Origin of the sequence: Burkholderia sp. BCC0506, assembly GCF_902833145.1 — a bacterium.
GTDB lineage: Bacteria > Pseudomonadota > Gammaproteobacteria > Burkholderiales > Burkholderiaceae > Burkholderia.
The window spans coordinates 13,045-30,703 of sequence record NZ_CADFEN010000009.1 but is presented as its reverse complement, the minus strand read 5'-3'; the positions used below and the strand labels follow the sequence as shown (position 1 = coordinate 30,703).

Sequence of the window (17,659 nt, the reverse complement as noted above, 5' to 3'; positions counted from 1 at the left end):
CGATCGCGAAAGGGGCGCGCCGGCTCAGCCGGGCGGTGGTGTTGCGAGGGCCGTCATGTTCTACCTTGCAGGGCTTGCGGGCCGCATCGCGGCGCCGCGGCCCGCATGCCGGGCCGCCCTGCCAACAAACCTGCCATCCACGAAACGCTCCGGCGCCGGCAGTCAGCGCCGGGGCGGCCGGCACCGTGCCGGCCCTCCCCGGAAGGGGTCTTACATGTTCTCGATCAGCACTTCGCCGAAGCCGGAGCACGACACCTGCGTCGCGCCTTCCATCAGGCGCGCGAAGTCGTACGTGACGCGCTTCTGCAGGATCGACTTCTCCATCGCGGCGATGATCGTGTCGGCTGCTTCCGTCCAGCCGAGGTGGCGCAGCATCATTTCCGCCGACAGGATCTCGGAACCCGGGTTCACGTAATCCTTGCCCGCGTACTTCGGCGCCGTGCCGTGCGTCGCCTCGAACATCGCGACCGAATCCGACAGGTTCGCGCCCGGCGCGATCCCGATGCCGCCGACCTGCGCGGCCAGCGCGTCGGAGATGTAGTCGCCGTTCAGGTTCAGCGTCGCGATCACGTCGTATTCCGCCGGGCGCAGCAGGATCTGCTGCAGGAACGCGTCGGCGATCGAATCCTTGATCACGATTTCGCTGCCCGTCTTCGGGTTCTTCACGCGCATCCACGGGCCGCCGTCGATCAGCTCGCCGCCGAATTCCTTCTGCGCGAGCGCATAGCCGGCATCACGGAACAGGCCTTCCGTGAACTTCATGATGTTGCCCTTGTGCACCAGCGTGACCGACTTGCGGTCGTTGTCGATCGCGTACTGGATCGCCTTGCGCACGAGACGCTCGGTGCCTTCGGTCGACACGGGCTTCACGCCGATCCCGGAGGTTTCCGGGAAGCGGATCTTCTTCACGCCCATCTCGTCCTGCAGGAACTTGATCACCTTCTTCGCCTGCTCGGAGCCCGCGGCCCATTCGATGCCCGCGTAGATGTCTTCCGAGTTCTCGCGGAAGATCACCATGTCGATCTTCTGCGGCTCGCGCACCGGCGACGGCACGCCCTTGAAGTACTGGACCGGGCGCAGGCACACGTAGAGATCGAGCTCCTGGCGCAGCGCGACGTTCAGCGAACGGATGCCGCCGCCGACCGGGGTCGTGAGCGGCCCCTTGATCGACACCACGTATTCCTTCAGCACCTGCAGCGTTTCGTCCGGCAGCCACACGTCCGGGCCGTACACCTTGGTCGCCTTCTCGCCCGCGAAGATCTCCATCCAGTGGATCTTGCGCTTGCCCTTGTACGCATGCGCGACCGCCGCGTCGACGACCTTGATCATGACCGGCGTGATATCGAAGCCCGTACCGTCGCCTTCGATATAGGGAATGATCGGCTGATCGGAAACGTTGAGCGAGAAGTCCTTGTTGACGGTGATCTTGTCACCGCCCTCCGGAACCTTGATGTGCTGATACGGCATGATCGACTCCAGTGACGTGGCTGAGCAGGTGATGCTGGTCGAAACTGCGCGCGCGGCGGGGGCGCGGCATGGCCACCCCGTGACGGCAACAGCGAGCCGCTATTCTAGCGCCCCAACCGGGCACTTCGGCGCGAACCGCGGCACTGCGCATCAAGACCTCACTTATGTCTTATATAAGACAGAGGACTTGCCGTTCCGTATTATGCATTAAGATTCCGCCATTTGCCATAGACCGCCCGCCCCGCCTCCCGCGGCACCGGGCGGGCGCCCTGCCATGAACCTGATCGCCCTCAACAAGCCGTTCGGCACGATTTGCCAGTTTTCCGCGCACGAGACGCGGCCGTCGCTCGGCGATTGGGTAAAAACGCCCGGCGTATATGCGGCCGGCCGGCTGGACGCGGACAGCGAGGGGCTGCTGCTGCTCACCGACGACGGCGCGCTGCAGGCGCGCATCGCGGAGCCGCGGCACAAGCTGGTGAAGCGCTACTGGGCGCAGGTCGAGGGCGCGCCGGGGCCGGCCGACCTGAAGGCGCTCGCGCGCGGTGTCGACCTCGGCGACTACGTGACGCGCCCGTGCCGCGCCGAGTTCATCGAGCCGCCCGACACGCTGTGGCCGCGCAATCCGCCGATCCGCTACCGCGCCGCGATCCCGACCACGTGGATCGAGCTGGCGATCACCGAGGGCAAGAACCGGCAGGTGCGCCGGATGACGGCGGCCGTCGGTTTCCCGACGTTGCGCCTGGTACGCGTCGGCATCGGCGCGCTCGATATATTTGCGCTCGGCATTGCACCGGGCGAAACGATCGCCCTGCCGCCGCGCGCGCCGTGGGATGGTTTTGCGCCCGCCGGATGACGAAGCCGGGGACGCGCGAATTTTTCGTCGCCTTTTTCGTCAACCGCCTGCGCGGACCGTGCGTTAAACGACGCAGATGCCAACCTTAGCTATCCGGCATTGGCAGCCGAACCCGTGTTTGCGTCACGAAAGCGACGTTTTATTCGAATACGATTCGGCGCCCGCAGCGCAAAGAGAAATTTCTCGAAGCGTCTGTCAACCGAAAGGTGGATGGCACCGTTAGACGACATGACTCCTATTGCCGGGTCATTTGGTTAATTAACTAAAGCTGAGGAACACAACATGAACAAACTGATCGCCGCTCTGGTCGCTGGTCTCTTCGCAACGGCTGCATTCGCACAAGCTTCGGCTCCGGAAGCTGCTCCGGCAGCAGCAGAAGCTGCTTCGGCACCGGCTAAGCACGCTGCCAAGAAGCACCACGCTGCCAAGAAGCACCACAAGGCATCGAAGAAGGCTGCAGCAAGCGACGCAGCAGCACCGGCAGCTGCTTCGAACTAAGTAAGCAAGCTGTAATAACGCAGTCAAGAACACGCAGTCTTGCCGTTCTTACGGCGTTGAAAGGCAGATCACCGCAAGGCGATCTGCCTTTTTCTTTTTTGTGCCCGCCGCCGCGCATCGCGTACCATGCGGGTCTCGTTTTCCAGACAGGAGCCATGCTGTGCCATTCTCCCTGCGCCCGTCGCTCGGCCGCCTTGCGCGCGCCGCCGTGTTTCCCGCCGCGCTCGCCGTCCTCGGGTTCGGCATGCAGGCCGCCAGCGCGCAAGTGCCGCCCGGCGCCAAGCAGCCGAGCGAGTTCCCGCGCGTGAAGCTGCGCGCCGGCATGTACGTGATCGACGCGGCCGTCGCCGCGAACGACGCCGACCGCGAACAGGGGCTGATGTACCGTTCGCAGCTCGCGCCGAACGAGGGCATGCTGTTCGTCTTCAACGAGAACGCGGTGCACTGCTTCTGGATGAAGAACACGCTGATTCCGCTGTCGATCGCGTTCATCCGCGCGGACGGCACGATCACCGACATCGACGAGATGAAGGCCGAGACGACCGACAACCACTGCCCGCGCAACAACGGCGTCTATGCGCTCGAAATGAGCAAGGGCTGGTTCGCCGCGAAGGGTATCAAGCCCGGCGTGAAGCTCGACGGCCTGCCGCGGGCCCAGTAACAGCCACGGCCCGCGCGGCGGCATCGCGCCGCGCACCGACCGGAAAACCGGCCGCCCGTCATTTCCTGTCGGGCGCCGGTTTTTTTTCGCCCGCCCGCGGCAGCCGCCTTGATTCGGCAGACGCTGCCCGCATCTGCAAAAGCCACGGACAAGCGCTATCCTTTAAATCTCGCTAGTTCCAGTCCGGGCCGGCCCCAGCCGGCCCGCTTACGATCCGAACCACCAGGAGGTTCACGTGCCCCGCAAAACCCCCATCGAGCGCTATCGCAACATCGGGATCAGTGCTCACATCGATGCCGGCAAGACCACGACGACCGAGCGCATCCTGTTTTACACCGGCGTGAGCCACAAGATCGGTGAAGTGCACGACGGCGCGGCCACGATGGACTGGATGGAGCAGGAGCAGGAACGCGGCATCACGATCACGTCGGCGGCGACCACGGCCTTCTGGAAAGGCATGGCCGGCAATTATCCGGAACACCGGATCAACATCATCGATACGCCCGGGCACGTCGACTTCACGATCGAGGTCGAGCGCTCGATGCGCGTGCTCGACGGCGCGTGCATGGTCTACGACTCGGTCGGCGGCGTGCAGCCGCAATCGGAAACCGTGTGGCGCCAGGCGAACAAGTACAAGGTGCCGCGCATCGCGTTCGTCAACAAGATGGACCGGATCGGCGCCGACTTCTTCCGCGTGCAGAAGCAGATCGGCGAGCGCCTGAAGGGCGTCGCCGTGCCGATCCAGATTCCGATCGGCGCGGAAGACCATTTCCAGGGCGTCGTCGATCTCGTGAAGATGAAGGCGATCGTGTGGGACGACGAAAGCCAGGGCGTGAAGTTCACGTACGAGGACATCCCCGCGAACCTCGTCGAGCTCGCGCACGAATGGCGCGAAAAGATGGTCGAGGCCGCGGCCGAAGCGAGCGAGGAACTGCTCGAGAAGTACCTGCACGACCATGAATCGCTGACCGAGGACGAGATCAAGACCGCGCTGCGCAAGCGCACGATCGCCAACGAGATCGTGCCGATGCTGTGCGGCAGCGCGTTCAAGAACAAGGGCGTGCAGGCGATGCTCGACGCGGTGATCGACTATCTGCCGTCGCCGGTCGACGTTCCCGCGATCCTCGGCCACGACTTCGCCGATCCGGAAAAGCCGGCGGAACGTCATCCGAGCGACGACGAGCCGTTCTCGTCGCTCGCGTTCAAGATCATGACCGACCCGTTCGTCGGCCAGTTGATCTTCTTCCGCGTGTACTCGGGCGTCGTCGAGTCGGGCGACACGGTGCTCAACGCGACGAAGGACAAGAAGGAACGGCTCGGCCGGATCCTGCAGATGCACGCGAACGAGCGCAAGGAAATCAAGGAAGTGCGCGCGGGCGACATCGCGGCGGCCGTCGGCCTGAAGGAAGCGACCACCGGCGACACGCTGTGCGATCCGGCCAAGCCGATCATCCTCGAGAAGATGGAATTCCCGGAGCCGGTGATCTCGCAGGCGGTCGAGCCGAAGACGAAGGCCGACCAGGAAAAGATGGGCCTCGCGCTGAACCGCCTCGCGCAGGAAGATCCGTCGTTCCGCGTGCAGACCGACGAAGAGTCCGGCCAGACGATCATTTCGGGGATGGGCGAGCTCCACCTCGAAATCCTGGTCGACCGGATGAAGCGCGAGTTCGGCGTCGAGGCGACGGTCGGCAAGCCGCAGGTCGCGTATCGCGAAACGGTGCGCACGACGGCGGCCGACGTCGAAGGCAAGTTCGTCAAGCAGTCGGGCGGCCGCGGCCAGTACGGCCATGCGGTGATCACGCTCGAGCCGAACCCGGGCAAGGGCTACGAGTTCCTCGACGAGATCAAGGGCGGCGTGATCCCGCGCGAATACATCCCGGCGGTCGACAAGGGTATCCAGGACACGCTGAAGTCGGGCGTGCTCGCGGGCTACCCGGTCGTCGACGTGAAGGTGCACCTGACGTTCGGCTCGTATCACGACGTCGACTCGAACGAAAACGCATTCCGGATGGCCGGCTCGATGGCGTTCAAGGAAGCGATGCGCAAGGCGAAGCCCGTGCTGCTCGAGCCGATGATGGCCGTCGAGGTCGAGACGCCCGAGGACTTCATGGGCAACGTGATGGGCGACCTGTCGAGCCGTCGCGGCATCGTGCAGGGGATGGAGGACATCGCGGGCGGTGGCGGCAAGCTCGTGCGCGCCGAAGTGCCGCTCGCGGAAATGTTCGGCTATTCGACGTCGCTGCGCTCGGCCACGCAGGGCCGCGCGACGTACACGATGGAGTTCAAGCACTACGCGGAAACGCCGGCGAACGTGTCGGAGGCCGTGATCAACGCGAAAGTGAAGTAAGCGCCGCGCGCTGGCGCATGCACGCCAAGCCCGTCCGGTGTCGGACGGGCTTTTTTTCGTCCGGCGCGCATCGCGTTCGCGGTTTTTGATCGGCGCGCCGGGCATTTTTTTCGCGTGCCACAATGGATGGCGATTCATCAGATGGAACCCGCCCGATGCCGCCCACCCCCGCCCTGCGCCGCCTGCTGACCCTCTACGCCGGCCTGATCGCCGCGAACGTCGCCGTCTGGCTGTGGGCGCTCGCGGTGCTGCGCGATCATCCGCTGCTGCTCGGCACCGCGGCGATCGCATACGGGCTCGGGCTGCGTCATGCGGTGGACGCGGACCACATCGCCGCGATCGACGTCGCGACGCGCAAGCTGATGCAGGACGGGCAACGTCCGGTGAGCGTCGGCCTGTTCTTCTCGCTCGGCCATTCGACGATCGTGATCGCCGCGACGCTCGGCATCGCGCTGACCGCGTTCGCGCTGCGCGACCGGTTCGACGCGTTCCGCGAGATCGGCGGCACGATCGGCACGGCGGTATCGGCCACCTTCCTGCTGGTGCTCGCGTGCGTGAACCTGATGATCCTGCGCGACGTGTGGCGACGCTATCGCGGCGCGTCGGGGCACACGCACGACGGCGCGCACGACCATCGTCCCGCCGGACTCGTATCGCGGTTGCTGCGCCCGCTGTTCCGGTTCGTGTCGAAGAGCTGGCACATGTATCCGGTCGGCGTGCTGTTCGGGCTCGGTTTCGATACTGCAACCGAAATCGGCCTGCTCGCGATCGCCGCCGCGCAGGCGAGCCAGGGGCTGCCGGTCTATACGGTCATGCTGTTTCCCGCGCTTTTCACCGCCGGCATGACGCTGATCGATTCGACCGACAACGTGCTGATGATCCAGGCATACGGTTGGGCGATGGACGATCCCCAGCGCAAGCTGCTCTACAACGCGAGCATCACGTTCGTGTCGGCGGCCGTCGCGCTGGCAATCGGCGGAATCGAGGCGGCCGGCCTGCTGGCCGACAAGCTGTCGCTGACGGGCCCCGTGCGCGACACGCTCGATGCGCTCGGCGAACGCTTCGGCTCGATCGGCTACGGCATCGTCGCGCTGTTCCTCGTCTGCTGGATCGCGTCGATCCTGTTCCACCGCTGGCAACGCGCGGCCGACGCGCCGGCGCGCTGAACGACACCCCACGTTTCATTCCGGAAACAAAACGCTCCCCCACGACGTTGCATGCGTGATCGCGCGACTGCGCGCGCCTTGCGCCACGGGCGCGAGCGGCCGATGGCACGAATCTCGCAGAGTGTGATTCGCACGGCGGGCCCGCGTGCCGATCCGCGTTCGCGGCTGGCGTCAAGCGTCGGCCCGAACGTCATCGGCTGACGATAGGACAACGAATCTTCCAAGGCCCCCTGCATCACACGTAGATCGTCGCGCGGCAACGAGGCATCGCGCGCATGGGGAGGCCATGATGCATAAGACGAAACAACCGTTCCGCGCGGCGGGACGGCGCCCTCGTGCAACCCTGCTGGCCGCGGCCGCGCTTGCGTGCTGCTGCTCGTATGCCGTCGCACAGAACACCACGCCTGACGCCGCGCGCGACGCGAACGCCAGCGCGGACACCATCATGACGCTGGTCGAGAACGCATCGCCGTGCGCCGCCAATCCGGCTGCGTGCGCGGTGCACGTTTATGCGGGCCGGGGCGTCGGGAACAGCGGTGCGGGCGCGAGCGGCAGTGGCAGCGGGAACGGCGGCGGCACCGGTAGTGGCGGCGGCAACGGGAACGGGAACGGTAGCGGCGGGAATAGCGGGAACGGTACCGTCGGACCTGCCGGTGTCGGTGGAACGACAGGCGGAACCTCAGGCAGTACGAGCGGCACGGGCCGCGGAGGCAATGCGTCGGGCAGCGGTGGTTCAGGTGGCGGTACTTCGGGTGGTGGTACCTCGGGTGGTGGTACTTCGGGTGGCGGCACTTCGGGTGGCGGTACTTCGGGTGGCGGTACTTCGGGTGGTGGTACTTCGGGTGGCGGTACTTCGGGTGGCGGCACTTCGGGTGGCGGCACTTCGGGTGGCGGCACTTCGGGTGGCGGTACTTCGGGTGGCGGTACTTCGGGTGGCGGTACTTCGGGTGGCGGTACTTCGGGTGGCGGTACTTCGGGTGGCGGTACTTCGGGTGGCGGTAGTTCGGGTGGCGGTACTTCGGGTGGCGGTACTTCGGGTGGCGGTACTTCGGGTGGCGGTACTTCGGGTGGCGGTACTTCGGGTGGCGGCGGCCACGGTGGTGGCGATGGTGACGGCGGCGGTCACGGTCATGGTGGCGGCCACGGTGACGGTGGCGGTCATGGCGACGGTGGTGGCGGTCACGGCGACGGCGGTGGTCACGGCGACGGCGGCGGTCATGGCAACGGTGGTGGCGGTCACGGCAACGGCAACGGTGGCGGCCATGGCGGTGGCGGCGGTGGCGGCGGCGGCGGTGGCGGTGGCGGTGGCGGTGGCGGCGGCGGCGGCGGCGGCGGCGGCGGCGGCGGCGGCGGCGGCGGCGGCGGCGGCGGCCATGGTAACGGCGGTGGCGGTCACGGTAATGGCGGCGGCAACGGTAACGGCAATGGCAGTGGCGGCGCCGGTAATGGCGGCGCCAACGGCGTCGGCAACGGCCGTGGCAATGGTGGCAATAGTGGCGGTACCGGCGGAGGCCACGGCAACGGCAACGGCGCCGGCGGCGCGGGTAACGGCGGCGGGAACGGCGGCGGCGCCAACGGCACCGGTGGCCACGGCAATGGCGGCGGCAACGGTAACGGCAATGGCAGTGGCGGCGCCGGCAACGGCGGAGCCAACGGAGTCGGCAACGGCCATGGCACCGGCAACGGCAATGGCGGCGGTCACGGCAACGGCGGATCGGCCGGCGGCAACCACTGACCCGGCGCGTTGCCCGGCCGCACCCGGTCAGAGCATCTCGAGCGCGCGCTTGCTGCGCGGCGGACGGAAATACGCATCAAGCTGCGCGCGCTCGTCGTCGCTCAACACGACGTCGAGCGCGGCGCGGTTGTCGCGCACGTGTTCGATCCGCGACGCCTTCGGAATCGCGAATACCCCCGGCTGCGCGAGCACCCATGCCAGTGCGACGCGCATCACCGACACGCCGCGCAGCCGCGCGATCTCGTCGAGCGGCGAGCGTTTCGGCAGCCGGCCGTGATCGACCGGGCTGTACGCCATCGCCGGGATCCGGTGGTCGGCCAGCCACGGCAGCAGGTCGAATTCCGGGCCGCGTCGCGCGATGTTGTAGAGGATCTGGTTGGTGGCGCACGCGCCGCCGCCCGCCTCGTCGACGAGTTCGGCCATGTCGGCCGTATCGAAGTTGCTCACGCCCCAGTGGCGGATCTTGCCCGCACGCTGCAACGCCTCGAAGCCCTCGACCGTTTCCGCGAGCGGCACCGAACCGCGCCAGTGCAGCAGGTACAGGTCGAGGCGATCGGTACGCAGCCGCTTGAGGCTCGCGTCGCACGCGGCGACGGCGCCGCGCCGGCTCGCATGGTGCGGATAGACCTTGCTGACGAGGAACACGTCGTCGCGCAAGCCCGCGAGCGCGTCGCCGACCAGTTCCTCGGTCGCGCCGTCGCCGTACATCTCCGCGGTATCGACGAGCGTCATGCCGAGCGCGATGCCTTCGCGCAGCGCGGCGATCTCGTCCGCACGCCGCGCCGGGCGCTCGCCCATTTCCCAGGTGCCCAGGCCCAGCTTCGGAATCGTCTCGCCGTCCGGCAAAACGACCGTGGCGATCGTGTCTGTCATGCGTTTCCTCGTGGCGGATTCGTGGCCGCACACCGCGGCCGAAGCATCGGATACGACGCATCAGTGTAGTCAATCGGCGCGCCTCCGGCCTGTTACACGGCAAAAACCGGCTATAACGGCGCGGCATGATGACTTAGAATGGCCGCAACCTGATCGATACCCATTGTATGAAGGCACCCACGGACGACCGCTGGCAGGACCTGCGCCCCGACCCCGACAACGATACGCCGCTCTACCTGCAGCTCGCCCGCAAGCTCGGCGACGCGATCCACGACAACCGCTGGACGGCCGGCGAAGCGCTGCCTTCCGAGCGTGTGTTGTCCGAAGCGCTCGGCGTGTCGCGCATCACCGCGCGCAAGGCGATCGCGCTGCTCGTCGAGCAAGGCCTGATCCGCCGCACCCAGGGCGCGGGCAACTTCATCCAGCCGCGCTACGAGGATCCGCTGTCGCGGCTGTCGAGCTTCAGCGAAATGCTCGAGCGCCGCGGCTTCAAGCCGAGCTCGCAGTGGCTCGCGCGCGAAATCCAGCCGGCCAACCGCGACGAAGTGATCCAGCTCGGACTGTCGCCGGCCGCATCGGTTACACGCCTGAAACGCCTGCGCCTCGCCGACGGCATCGTGATGGCCGTCGAGAACTCGACGTTCCCCGCCACGCTGATTCCGGATCCGCAGGCGATCGTCGGCTCGCTGTACAGCTATCTCGAAGCGCGCGGCACGCCGATCGTGCGCGCGCTGCAGCATTTCCGCGCGGTCAACGCGACCGACGAGATCGCCGAGCAGATGGGCATCGCCCCGCACGACGCACTGCTGCTGATCACGCGGATCGGCTATACGTCCGACCAGCGCGCGATCGAGCTGACCGATACCTACTGCCGCAACGATTACTACGATTTCGTCGTCGAACTGCGCAAGTAGCGCGGGCCGCGCCACCGGCCGTCACAGCCAGCGCGCGTCGTCGGTGCCGAGCGGCACGGGCGGCCGCGCGAACGACGGCGGCGTCGCCGACAACCGCTCCGCCGGCCGCACGGTGTCGAGTACACCGAACGGCGACGCGACGCGGTCGATCCGGTCGCGCACGTCGGCCGGCGCGAGATCGGGCGCCCGCAGCCCGTCCGGCACGGCGCCGAACGACTGCAGCCAGCGCCCCGTCTGCGCGAGCGACGTCCGCACGTGCCAGCTTCCCCCTTCGCGCGCCCGTCGCGCGAGCGCGATCATCGCGCCGAACGCCGCGAGATACCCCGTTGCATGATCGAGCGCCTGGCACGGCAGATGGCGCGGCCCGCTCGCCTGCGCGGCCTGCTGCTCCTGCCACGCGATGCCGCTCGCCGACTGCACGAGGCTGTCGAACCCGCGCCGCGTCGCCCACGGGCCCGCGTGGCCGTAAGCCGACACCGACACGTAGACGATGCCGGGCCGCCGCTCGGCCAGTGCCTGCGGCGTGAAGCCGCGCGCCGCGAGCGCGCCGGGCCGGTACGACTGCAGAAACACGTCGGCCTCGCGCGCCAGTACGTGCAGCGTATCGACGCCTGCCGCATCGCGCAGATCGATCCACGTCGAGCGCTTGCCGCGCCCGTTGTCGATCACGAGCGGCGCGATGTTCGGCAGGTGCGGACCGTTGACGAGCAACGTCTGCGCGCCATGCGACGCCAGCGTGCGGCCAGCGACCGGCCCCGCGATGATGCGCGTGAGATCGAGCACGCGCACGCCGGCCAGCGGCTGGCCGGCCTCGCCGCGGCCGATCGGCTCGGCCGGCGCATCGCCGATGCGCTCGATCTCGAACAGCGGCAGCGATGCGATCGCGCGCGCCTGCTCGTGCGCCGCCCATTCGTCAGGGGTTCTGATCAATGCCGCGCACAGGCCGGCCTCGGCCAGCGCGGTATCGAGCGCCGCGCCGTCCCACGTCCGGATCGCCGCGGCGACGTCGGCGGGCTGCGGACCGCAGCCGAGCACATCGAGGATGCCGCGCAGGTGATGCGGGAAATTCGCGTGCAACTGAATCCAGCGCCCGTCGCCCGTCTCGAAGAAACCGGTCACCGGATGGCGCAGCTCCGGCGGCGGCCCGTCGTCCACGCGCAGGTAGCGTTCGCTGCGAAACGCCACAAGCGCGTCGCGCACCGACACGTCGACCGATTGCGCGACGCCCGTTCGCAGCCGATGGCATTCGGCGGCCGCGAGCCCGGCGGCGGCGATCGTCGCGGCGGCAAGCGTGCCGACATGAAACGTCGACGGCAGCGCCGGGTCGTGCCCGGCCACGGTCGTGCGGGCCAGCGCGTCGCGCTCGCCGCGTGCGAGTTGCCAAAGATGCGCCAATGCGGATTCGGGTGTCATGGTGAAGGAGATGCCGTTGAGGAGACGGAATCGAGTCTAGAATTCGCGACAGGCGCGATCAATCTTGATTGCGCGAATCAATACATAACGAATCGTTCTAGCAGGCCCGCGCTTCATGCGCGGCGACAGGAGCCACCCGGCATGACATCCGTCAGTGCGCAGGAAGCCGCCGGCATGCTCGGCGTCAGCGTGAGCACCCTTTACGCGTACGTGAGCCGCGGCCTGCTGCGCTCGCTGCCCGACGGCACGACCAAGCGTCGCCGCTACGACGCCAACGAGGTACGCCTGCTCGCGCGCCGCCGCGCCGATGCGAAGCGCGCGGGCGGTGTCGCCGAACGCTCGCTCGACTGGGGCGTGCCGGTCCTGGAATCGCGGATCACGCAGATCGCCGACGCTCGCCTGCGCTACCGCGGCGCCGATGCGATCGCGCTGGCCGACGCAGCGACACTCGAAGAAACGGCCGCGCGGCTGTGGGACTGTCCGCCCGCGCGGCTGGCCGCCGCGTCGCTCGCATCGAGCGGCTTCGACGCCGCGCAGTGGGACGACTGGGCACGCCGCTGGGCGCATCTCGCGCCGCTCGAACGCACGCTGGTGCTGCTGCCGGCCGCGGCCGCATCGCTGCCGCGCCTGTGGGCGCAGGGGCGCGACGCCCAGCTCGACGCGGCGGCGCTGCTGCTGCGCGTCGCGACGGCCGCGCTCGCCGGCATCGCGCCGGGCGACGCGCCCGTGCACCGGCAGCTCGCGGCCGCGTGGCGCGTGCGCCGGCGCGACGAAGCCGACCTGCTGCGGCGCGCGCTCGTGCTGTGCGCGGATCACGAACTGAATCCGTCGACCTTCGCGGTGCGCTGCATCGCGTCGACCGGCACCCACCTGTTCGGCGCGATCTCGGGCGGACTCGCGGCACTGTCGGGGCCGCGTCACGGCGGCGAGACGTTCCGCGCCGGCACGCTGCTCGACGAAGCGGCCCGCGCGGCCGACCTGGATCGCTACCTCGCGCTGCGGCTCGCGCACGACGAACGCGCGGACGGCGGCCGCACGGCCCTGTCCGGCTTCGGGCATCCGCTGTACCCCGACGGCGACCCGCGCGCGCGGGCGCTGCTCGACGCGTTGCATGCGGCGGCGCCCGAGCGGCCGGCGCTGCGCGTGGCGCGCGCGCTCGCCGCGCGCATCGAGGCGGCGACGGGCCTGCGGCCGTCGATCGATTTCGCGCTCGCGGTGCTGGAGCGCACGCTCGCGCTGCCCGACGGCGCGGCGTTCACGGTGTTCGCGGCCGGCCGCACGGCCGGCTGGATCGCGCATGCGCTCGAACAATATGCGGACGGAAAGCTGATCCGGCCGCGGGCGCGCTACGTCGGCAGCGACGCGGCCGCGTGACGCCGGCCGTCGCGCCACGCGGCGAACGGGCGCCACCATGCAGACGCGGGCCGCCCGGCCGGCGCCGCGAGCGGCCCGAACGCGAACGTCGCGCCGCGCGGCCCGGCGCTGACCCACGCGCGCGTGCCGGGCAGCAAGGTCAGCGACGCGCCCGCACCCAGCCAGTGATCGTCGGGCTGGCCCTCTACGGTCACCCACACGTCGCCTTCGGCCACTTCGAGCAGCGTGCGATCGACGATCCGCCACCGTCCGGCCGGCTCGTCGCCGTCCATCACGTAAAGTCGCAGTTCGCGCATGGCAGCCTCCTGGTCGCACGGATTCGATGACGCCAGTATTTCGGACAACGGCGGCACACGGACAGATACGGCCGCGGACACTTTTGGCTGAACTGTACTGGCCGGCCGACGGGGACAGGCCTTCGCCGGGCGCACCGGGCCGGGCGCGCGCGGCCGGCCGGCCGGGGCCAATGACATACCGCCCCGAACCTGCACGGCACGGCGGCTTTCCCTACAATGTCGGCTGTCCCGCGCCACCGCCCCCGTCATGTTCCAACGCCCGCCTGCCGCCGCCCCCGGCGAAAAAAACCTCACCGTGATGCTCTGGCTCGTTGCGACGGGCTTCTTCATGCAGACGCTCGACGCGACGATCGTCAACACGGCGCTGCCGTCGATGGCCGCGAGCCTCGGCGAATCGCCGCTGCGGATGCAATCGGTCGTGATCGCGTACTCGCTGACGATGGCGGTGATGATCCCCGTGTCCGGCTGGCTCGCCGACACGTTCGGCACGCGGCGCGTGTTCTTCAGCGCGATCCTGGTGTTCTCGCTCGGCTCGCTGCTGTGCGCGAACGCCCATACGCTGACGCAGCTCGTGGCCTTTCGCGTCGTGCAGGGCGTCGGCGGCGCGATGCTGCTGCCGGTCGGGCGGCTCGCGGTGCTGCGCACCTTCCCGGCCGAGCGCTATCTGCCCGCGCTGTCGTTCGTCGCGATTCCGGGCCTGATCGGCCCGCTGATCGGGCCGACGCTCGGCGGCTGGCTCGTGAAGATCGCGTCGTGGCACTGGATCTTCCTGATCAACGTGCCGGTCGGCATCGCGGGCTGCATCGCGACCTTCTATTCGATGCCCGATGCACGAAACCCGGCAGCCGGCCGCTTCGACATCAAGGGCTATCTCCTGTTGACGATCGGCATGGTCGCGATCTCGCTGTCGCTCGACGGGCTCGCCGATCTCGGCATGCAGCACGCGGCCGTGCTGGTGCTGCTGATCCTGAGCCTCGCGTGCTTCGTCGCGTACGGGCTGTACGCGGTGCGCGCGCCGCAGCCGATCTTCTCGCTCGAGCTGTTCAAGATCCACACGTTCAGCGTCGGGCTGCTCGGCAACCTGTTCGCGCGGATCGGCAGCGGCGCGATGCCTTACCTGATCCCGCTGCTGCTGCAGGTGAGCCTCGGCTACTCGGCGTTCGAGGCCGGGCTGATGATGCTGCCGGTCGCCGCGGCCGGCATGTTCTCGAAGCGGATCATCACGCGCCTGATCACGCGGCACGGCTATCGCAAGGTGCTGCTCGCGAACACGATCATGGTCGGCGTGATGATGGCGAGCTTCGCGCTGATGCGCGACACGGTGCCCGTGTGGGTGAAGGTCGTGCATCTCGCGCTGTTCGGCGGGTTCAACTCGATGCAGTTCACCGCGATGAACACGCTGACGCTGAAGGATCTCGGCACCGGCGGCGCGAGCAGCGGCAACAGCCTGTTCTCGCTCGTGCAGATGCTGTCGATGAGCCTCGGCGTCACGGTCGCCGGCGCGCTGCTCGCGACGTTCACCGGCATGCTGCGCACCGTGACGCCGAGCAACACGCTGCCGGCGTTCCATGCGACGTTCATCTGCGTCGGGATCATCACGGCCGCGTCCGCGTGGATCTTCGCGCAGCTCGCGCCGGAGATCCGCAGCACCGCGCGCAAGACCGACCCGTCCGAGCGCGCGTGATGCGCGGCGCGCCGAATCGGGCCGGCACGCACCATCGCGGTGCAGCCGGGGCCGGCCGCGTGCACGTGCCGGCCGCGACGGGCAGCCGCACGCGGGGGCGTGCCGTGCATGCTTCTTGCTCGCCTATTCTGTAGGTAAACTGGCAGTCTTCCTTCGGCCGACATCATGAGCATGATCGAAATCGATCCCCCCGGCTTTCAGCCGCCCCGCCCCGTCGCCGGTGACGACGGGAACCGGCGCACCGTGCTGTACGGCGGCTACACCGTGTTCAGCGTGTTCCAGCCCGTTTTCTCGGTATCGCACCGGCGCGCGATCGGCTATCACGCGTCGCTGCGCGCGCACGACGAGGAAAGCCGCCAGGTGGCGTCGCACGAGGTGTTCACGCAGGCGGCGCGGCGCGGCGACCTGCTCGAGCTCGGCCGGCTCGCCGAATCGTTGCATCTCGGTAACTTCCACGCGTTCGACAGCCACGACGAATGGCTCTTCCTGAGCCTGCATCCGGCCGCGCTGATGGACACCGTCTACGGCGACGCGCTGCTCGCGAACCTGAAGGCGCTCGGGCTGCCGCCGCACCGCGTGGTGCTCGAGGTGCCCGAGCAGGCCGGCGGCGAGACGCCGCGCTATGCGGCGATCATCGACGGGCTGCGCAAGGCCGGCTTCCTGATCGCGCTCGTCGGGTTCGGCGCGAAGCATTCGAACATCGATCGCGTGTGGCATTTGCATCCCGACATCGTCACGCTCGATCGCGGCATCCTCGCGCAGGCGAGCGAGCACTCGCATCTCGAACGCGTGCTGCCGGGGCTCGTGTCGCTGCTGCACGAATCCGGCCAGCTCGTGCTGATGGGCGGGCTCGCGACCGAACGCGACGCGCTGATCGCGCTCGAATGCGACGTCGATTTCGTGCAGGGCCAGTACTTCGCCGGGCCGAGCGTCGATCCCGTGCAGCCGCAGGCCGCCGCGGGCTGCATGGATACGCTGTCGGCCGCGCTGCGGCTGCGCGTCGCGCAGCGCGAGCGCACGCAGGCGGAACGGCTCGCGCCGTACGTCGCCGCGCTCGAGGAAGCGAGCCGCAGGCTCGGCGCGGGCGAATCCCTCACCGATGCAGCCGCCGCCGTGCTCGGGCTACCCGAGACCGCGCGCTGCTTCCTGCTCGACGCATCGGGCCGCCAGATCGGCGACAACGTGCTGGCACGCGGCAGCGTGTCGCAACGTGCGAAGCGCTTCCGGCCGCTGCTGCATTCCGAAGGCGCGAGCTGGGAACGCCGTCCGTACTTCATCGACGCGATGCGCGCGCCGGGCGGTGTGCACCTGACACCCCCGTACCTGTCGATCAACGAGGCGCACCTGTGCGTGACCGCGTCGATCGCCGCACCGGCCGCGACGGGCATGCAGGTGCTCTGCGTCGACATCAACTGGGAAGCGGCGCTCAGCCGCGAGTAAGTGCGCCGGCGCGGCGCGCTCACGCGTCGCCGCCCGCCTTGCGCACGATCAGCCGGTGCACGCGCTTGCCGGACGATGCGCTGACGACTTCGTGTTCGTCGATCACGTGCACGCCGGCACCGAGCGCCGCATGCATCCGCGCCGCGTCGAGCGGCGTATAGAGGCGGCCGCGCTCGTCGCGCAACATACCGTTTCCCGCCACCCGCCAGCTCAGGTACAACGTGCCGCCCGGCATCAGCAGATCGGCCAGCCGTGCGGCGGCGGCCGCTGCGTCCGCCTGTTCGAGATGCATGACGACCGTTTCGCACAGCACGTTGCGAAACGCGCCGGACGGTACGCCGGCCAGCGCCGGCAGCGCGGCCCGTTCGAACCTCAGGCCCGGATGGTGCCGGCGCGCCTCGTCGAGCAGCGCGGCGCTCGCGTCGTAGCCGCGCACGTCGTAGCCGCGCGACGCGAGCCAGGCCGTGTCGCGCCCCGCGCCGCAGCCGACGTCGGCGGTCGGCCCCGGCGAGAAATGCTGTTCGAGCAGCGCGTACATGTCGTCGGGCGCGGCCTGGTCGAGCCAGTCCTGCGCATATTGCGCGGCATGGGCGTCGTACGCATCGAGGGTCGGGCGGTCCACCATGGCGATTGCTCCGCAAAGGCGTCGGATGACGCACTCCGCATCTTAGTCGTTGCGCACGGCCCGCGCCGCCGGCGGGGCATGCGACGCCGGCCTATACGATCGGCATGTGGCCGGCGCGCGGCGCCTCGCGCTCAGGTCGGCGCACAGCGCATCGCCGCGCCACGACGGACGTGCCGCCGCGCGTTCCGCGTCGTGGACGAGCCGCGCAAAGCCGCGCATTGACCGGCGCCCCGCGCTCCGAAGCGCCCGGCCAGCCGCACGATTTCACCGTCGATCCACTCGGTTCCGGTCGTGCGGCGCGCCGCGAGAGCCG

At 68.8% G+C, this 17,659-nt stretch carries 15 protein-coding genes and 1 pseudogene; 10 read left to right on the top strand and 6 right to left on the bottom strand.

The genetic code is table 11. The features are described 5' to 3' along the window. Positions 1 to 210 precede the first annotated feature (210 nt). Positions 211 to 1,467, bottom strand: a complete 1,257-nt coding sequence (icd, locus tag HWX62_RS20995; protein WP_040141560.1) for an NADP-dependent isocitrate dehydrogenase — start codon at positions 1,465 to 1,467, stop codon at positions 211 to 213. 274 nt (positions 1,468 to 1,741) lie between these two features. Between icd and HWX62_RS20990 the strand changes: the two genes are divergently transcribed. From HWX62_RS20990 to HWX62_RS33125, 6 genes are all read left to right on the top strand, one after another. Then, a complete protein-coding gene (locus HWX62_RS20990; RefSeq protein ID WP_089446272.1) occupies positions 1,742 to 2,320 on the top strand; it encodes a pseudouridine synthase in 579 nt (192 codons plus the stop codon). A 282-nt stretch (positions 2,321 to 2,602) separates the two neighbouring features. After that, on the top strand, positions 2,603 to 2,818 hold the full coding sequence (locus tag HWX62_RS20985) for a hypothetical protein (protein ID WP_011352970.1): 216 nt from the start codon (positions 2,603 to 2,605) through the stop codon (positions 2,816 to 2,818). A 160-nt stretch (positions 2,819 to 2,978) separates the two neighbouring features. Beyond that, positions 2,979 to 3,479, top strand: a complete 501-nt coding sequence (locus tag HWX62_RS20980; protein ID WP_175985231.1) for a DUF192 domain-containing protein — start codon at positions 2,979 to 2,981, stop codon at positions 3,477 to 3,479. A gap of 235 nt (positions 3,480 to 3,714) precedes the next feature. After that, positions 3,715 to 5,826, top strand: coding sequence for an elongation factor G (gene fusA / locus HWX62_RS20975; protein ID WP_175930447.1), 2,112 nt, complete (start codon positions 3,715 to 3,717; stop codon positions 5,824 to 5,826). Between the two features lie 155 nt (positions 5,827 to 5,981). Continuing rightward, a complete protein-coding gene (locus HWX62_RS20970; RefSeq protein ID WP_175930446.1) occupies positions 5,982 to 6,992 on the top strand; it encodes a HoxN/HupN/NixA family nickel/cobalt transporter in 1,011 nt (336 codons plus the stop codon). Positions 6,993 to 7,281: 289 nt separating this feature from the next. Continuing rightward, positions 7,282 to 8,727, top strand: a complete 1,446-nt coding sequence (locus HWX62_RS33125; RefSeq protein WP_244136076.1) for a hypothetical protein — start codon at positions 7,282 to 7,284, stop codon at positions 8,725 to 8,727. Between the two features lie 27 nt (positions 8,728 to 8,754). On the opposite strand, the gene HWX62_RS20960 is transcribed toward HWX62_RS33125, so the two are convergent. Then, positions 8,755 to 9,600 (bottom strand): aldo/keto reductase, encoded by an 846-nt coding sequence (locus HWX62_RS20960; RefSeq protein ID WP_175985227.1) that lies wholly within the window; start codon positions 9,598 to 9,600, stop codon positions 8,755 to 8,757. 167 nt (positions 9,601 to 9,767) lie between these two features. Here HWX62_RS20960 and HWX62_RS20955 point away from each other — a divergent pair, with 167 nt between their 5' ends. Further along, positions 9,768 to 10,514: a GntR family transcriptional regulator gene (locus HWX62_RS20955; protein ID WP_006489667.1), complete on the top strand. Its 747-nt coding sequence runs from the start codon at positions 9,768 to 9,770 to the stop codon at positions 10,512 to 10,514. Positions 10,515 to 10,535: 21 nt separating this feature from the next. Here the strand turns inward: HWX62_RS20955 and HWX62_RS20950 are convergent, their stop codons facing one another. Next, complete coding sequence (locus tag HWX62_RS20950) at positions 10,536 to 11,927, bottom strand: CoA transferase (RefSeq protein WP_175933288.1); 1,392 nt, start codon at positions 11,925 to 11,927, stop codon at positions 10,536 to 10,538. 141 nt (positions 11,928 to 12,068) lie between these two features. Here HWX62_RS20950 and HWX62_RS20945 point away from each other — a divergent pair, with 141 nt between their 5' ends. Further along, positions 12,069 to 13,301 carry a citrate/2-methylcitrate synthase gene (locus HWX62_RS20945; RefSeq protein ID WP_175985225.1) on the top strand — a complete coding sequence of 411 codons (1,233 nt, stop codon included), beginning with the start codon at positions 12,069 to 12,071 and terminating at the stop codon, positions 13,299 to 13,301. Here HWX62_RS20945 and HWX62_RS20940 read toward each other — a convergent pair. Further along, positions 13,274 to 13,597, bottom strand: coding sequence for a DUF2917 domain-containing protein (locus tag HWX62_RS20940; RefSeq protein WP_175933286.1), 324 nt, complete (start codon positions 13,595 to 13,597; stop codon positions 13,274 to 13,276). The two genes, HWX62_RS20945 and HWX62_RS20940, sit on opposite strands and share 28 nt — an antisense overlap. A 247-nt stretch (positions 13,598 to 13,844) precedes the next feature. Here HWX62_RS20940 and mdtD point away from each other — a divergent pair, with 247 nt between their 5' ends. Both mdtD and HWX62_RS20930 read left to right on the top strand, forming a co-directional pair. Further along, positions 13,845 to 15,281: a multidrug transporter subunit MdtD gene (mdtD, locus tag HWX62_RS20935; RefSeq protein WP_175933285.1), complete on the top strand. Its 1,437-nt coding sequence runs from the start codon at positions 13,845 to 13,847 to the stop codon at positions 15,279 to 15,281. Positions 15,282 to 15,446: 165 nt separating this feature from the next. Next, a complete protein-coding gene (locus HWX62_RS20930; protein ID WP_175933284.1) occupies positions 15,447 to 16,721 on the top strand; it encodes an EAL domain-containing protein in 1,275 nt (424 codons plus the stop codon). 19 nt (positions 16,722 to 16,740) lie between these two features. Here the strand turns inward: HWX62_RS20930 and HWX62_RS20925 are convergent, their stop codons facing one another. Continuing rightward, positions 16,741 to 17,346 carry a methyltransferase domain-containing protein gene (locus tag HWX62_RS20925; RefSeq protein ID WP_175933283.1) on the bottom strand — a complete coding sequence of 202 codons (606 nt, stop codon included), beginning with the start codon at positions 17,344 to 17,346 and terminating at the stop codon, positions 16,741 to 16,743. Positions 17,347 to 17,388: 42 nt separating this feature from the next. Next, a pseudogene (locus HWX62_RS20920) lies at positions 17,389 to 17,654 on the bottom strand (hypothetical protein); the annotation flags it as partial. Positions 17,655 to 17,659 lie beyond the last annotated feature (5 nt).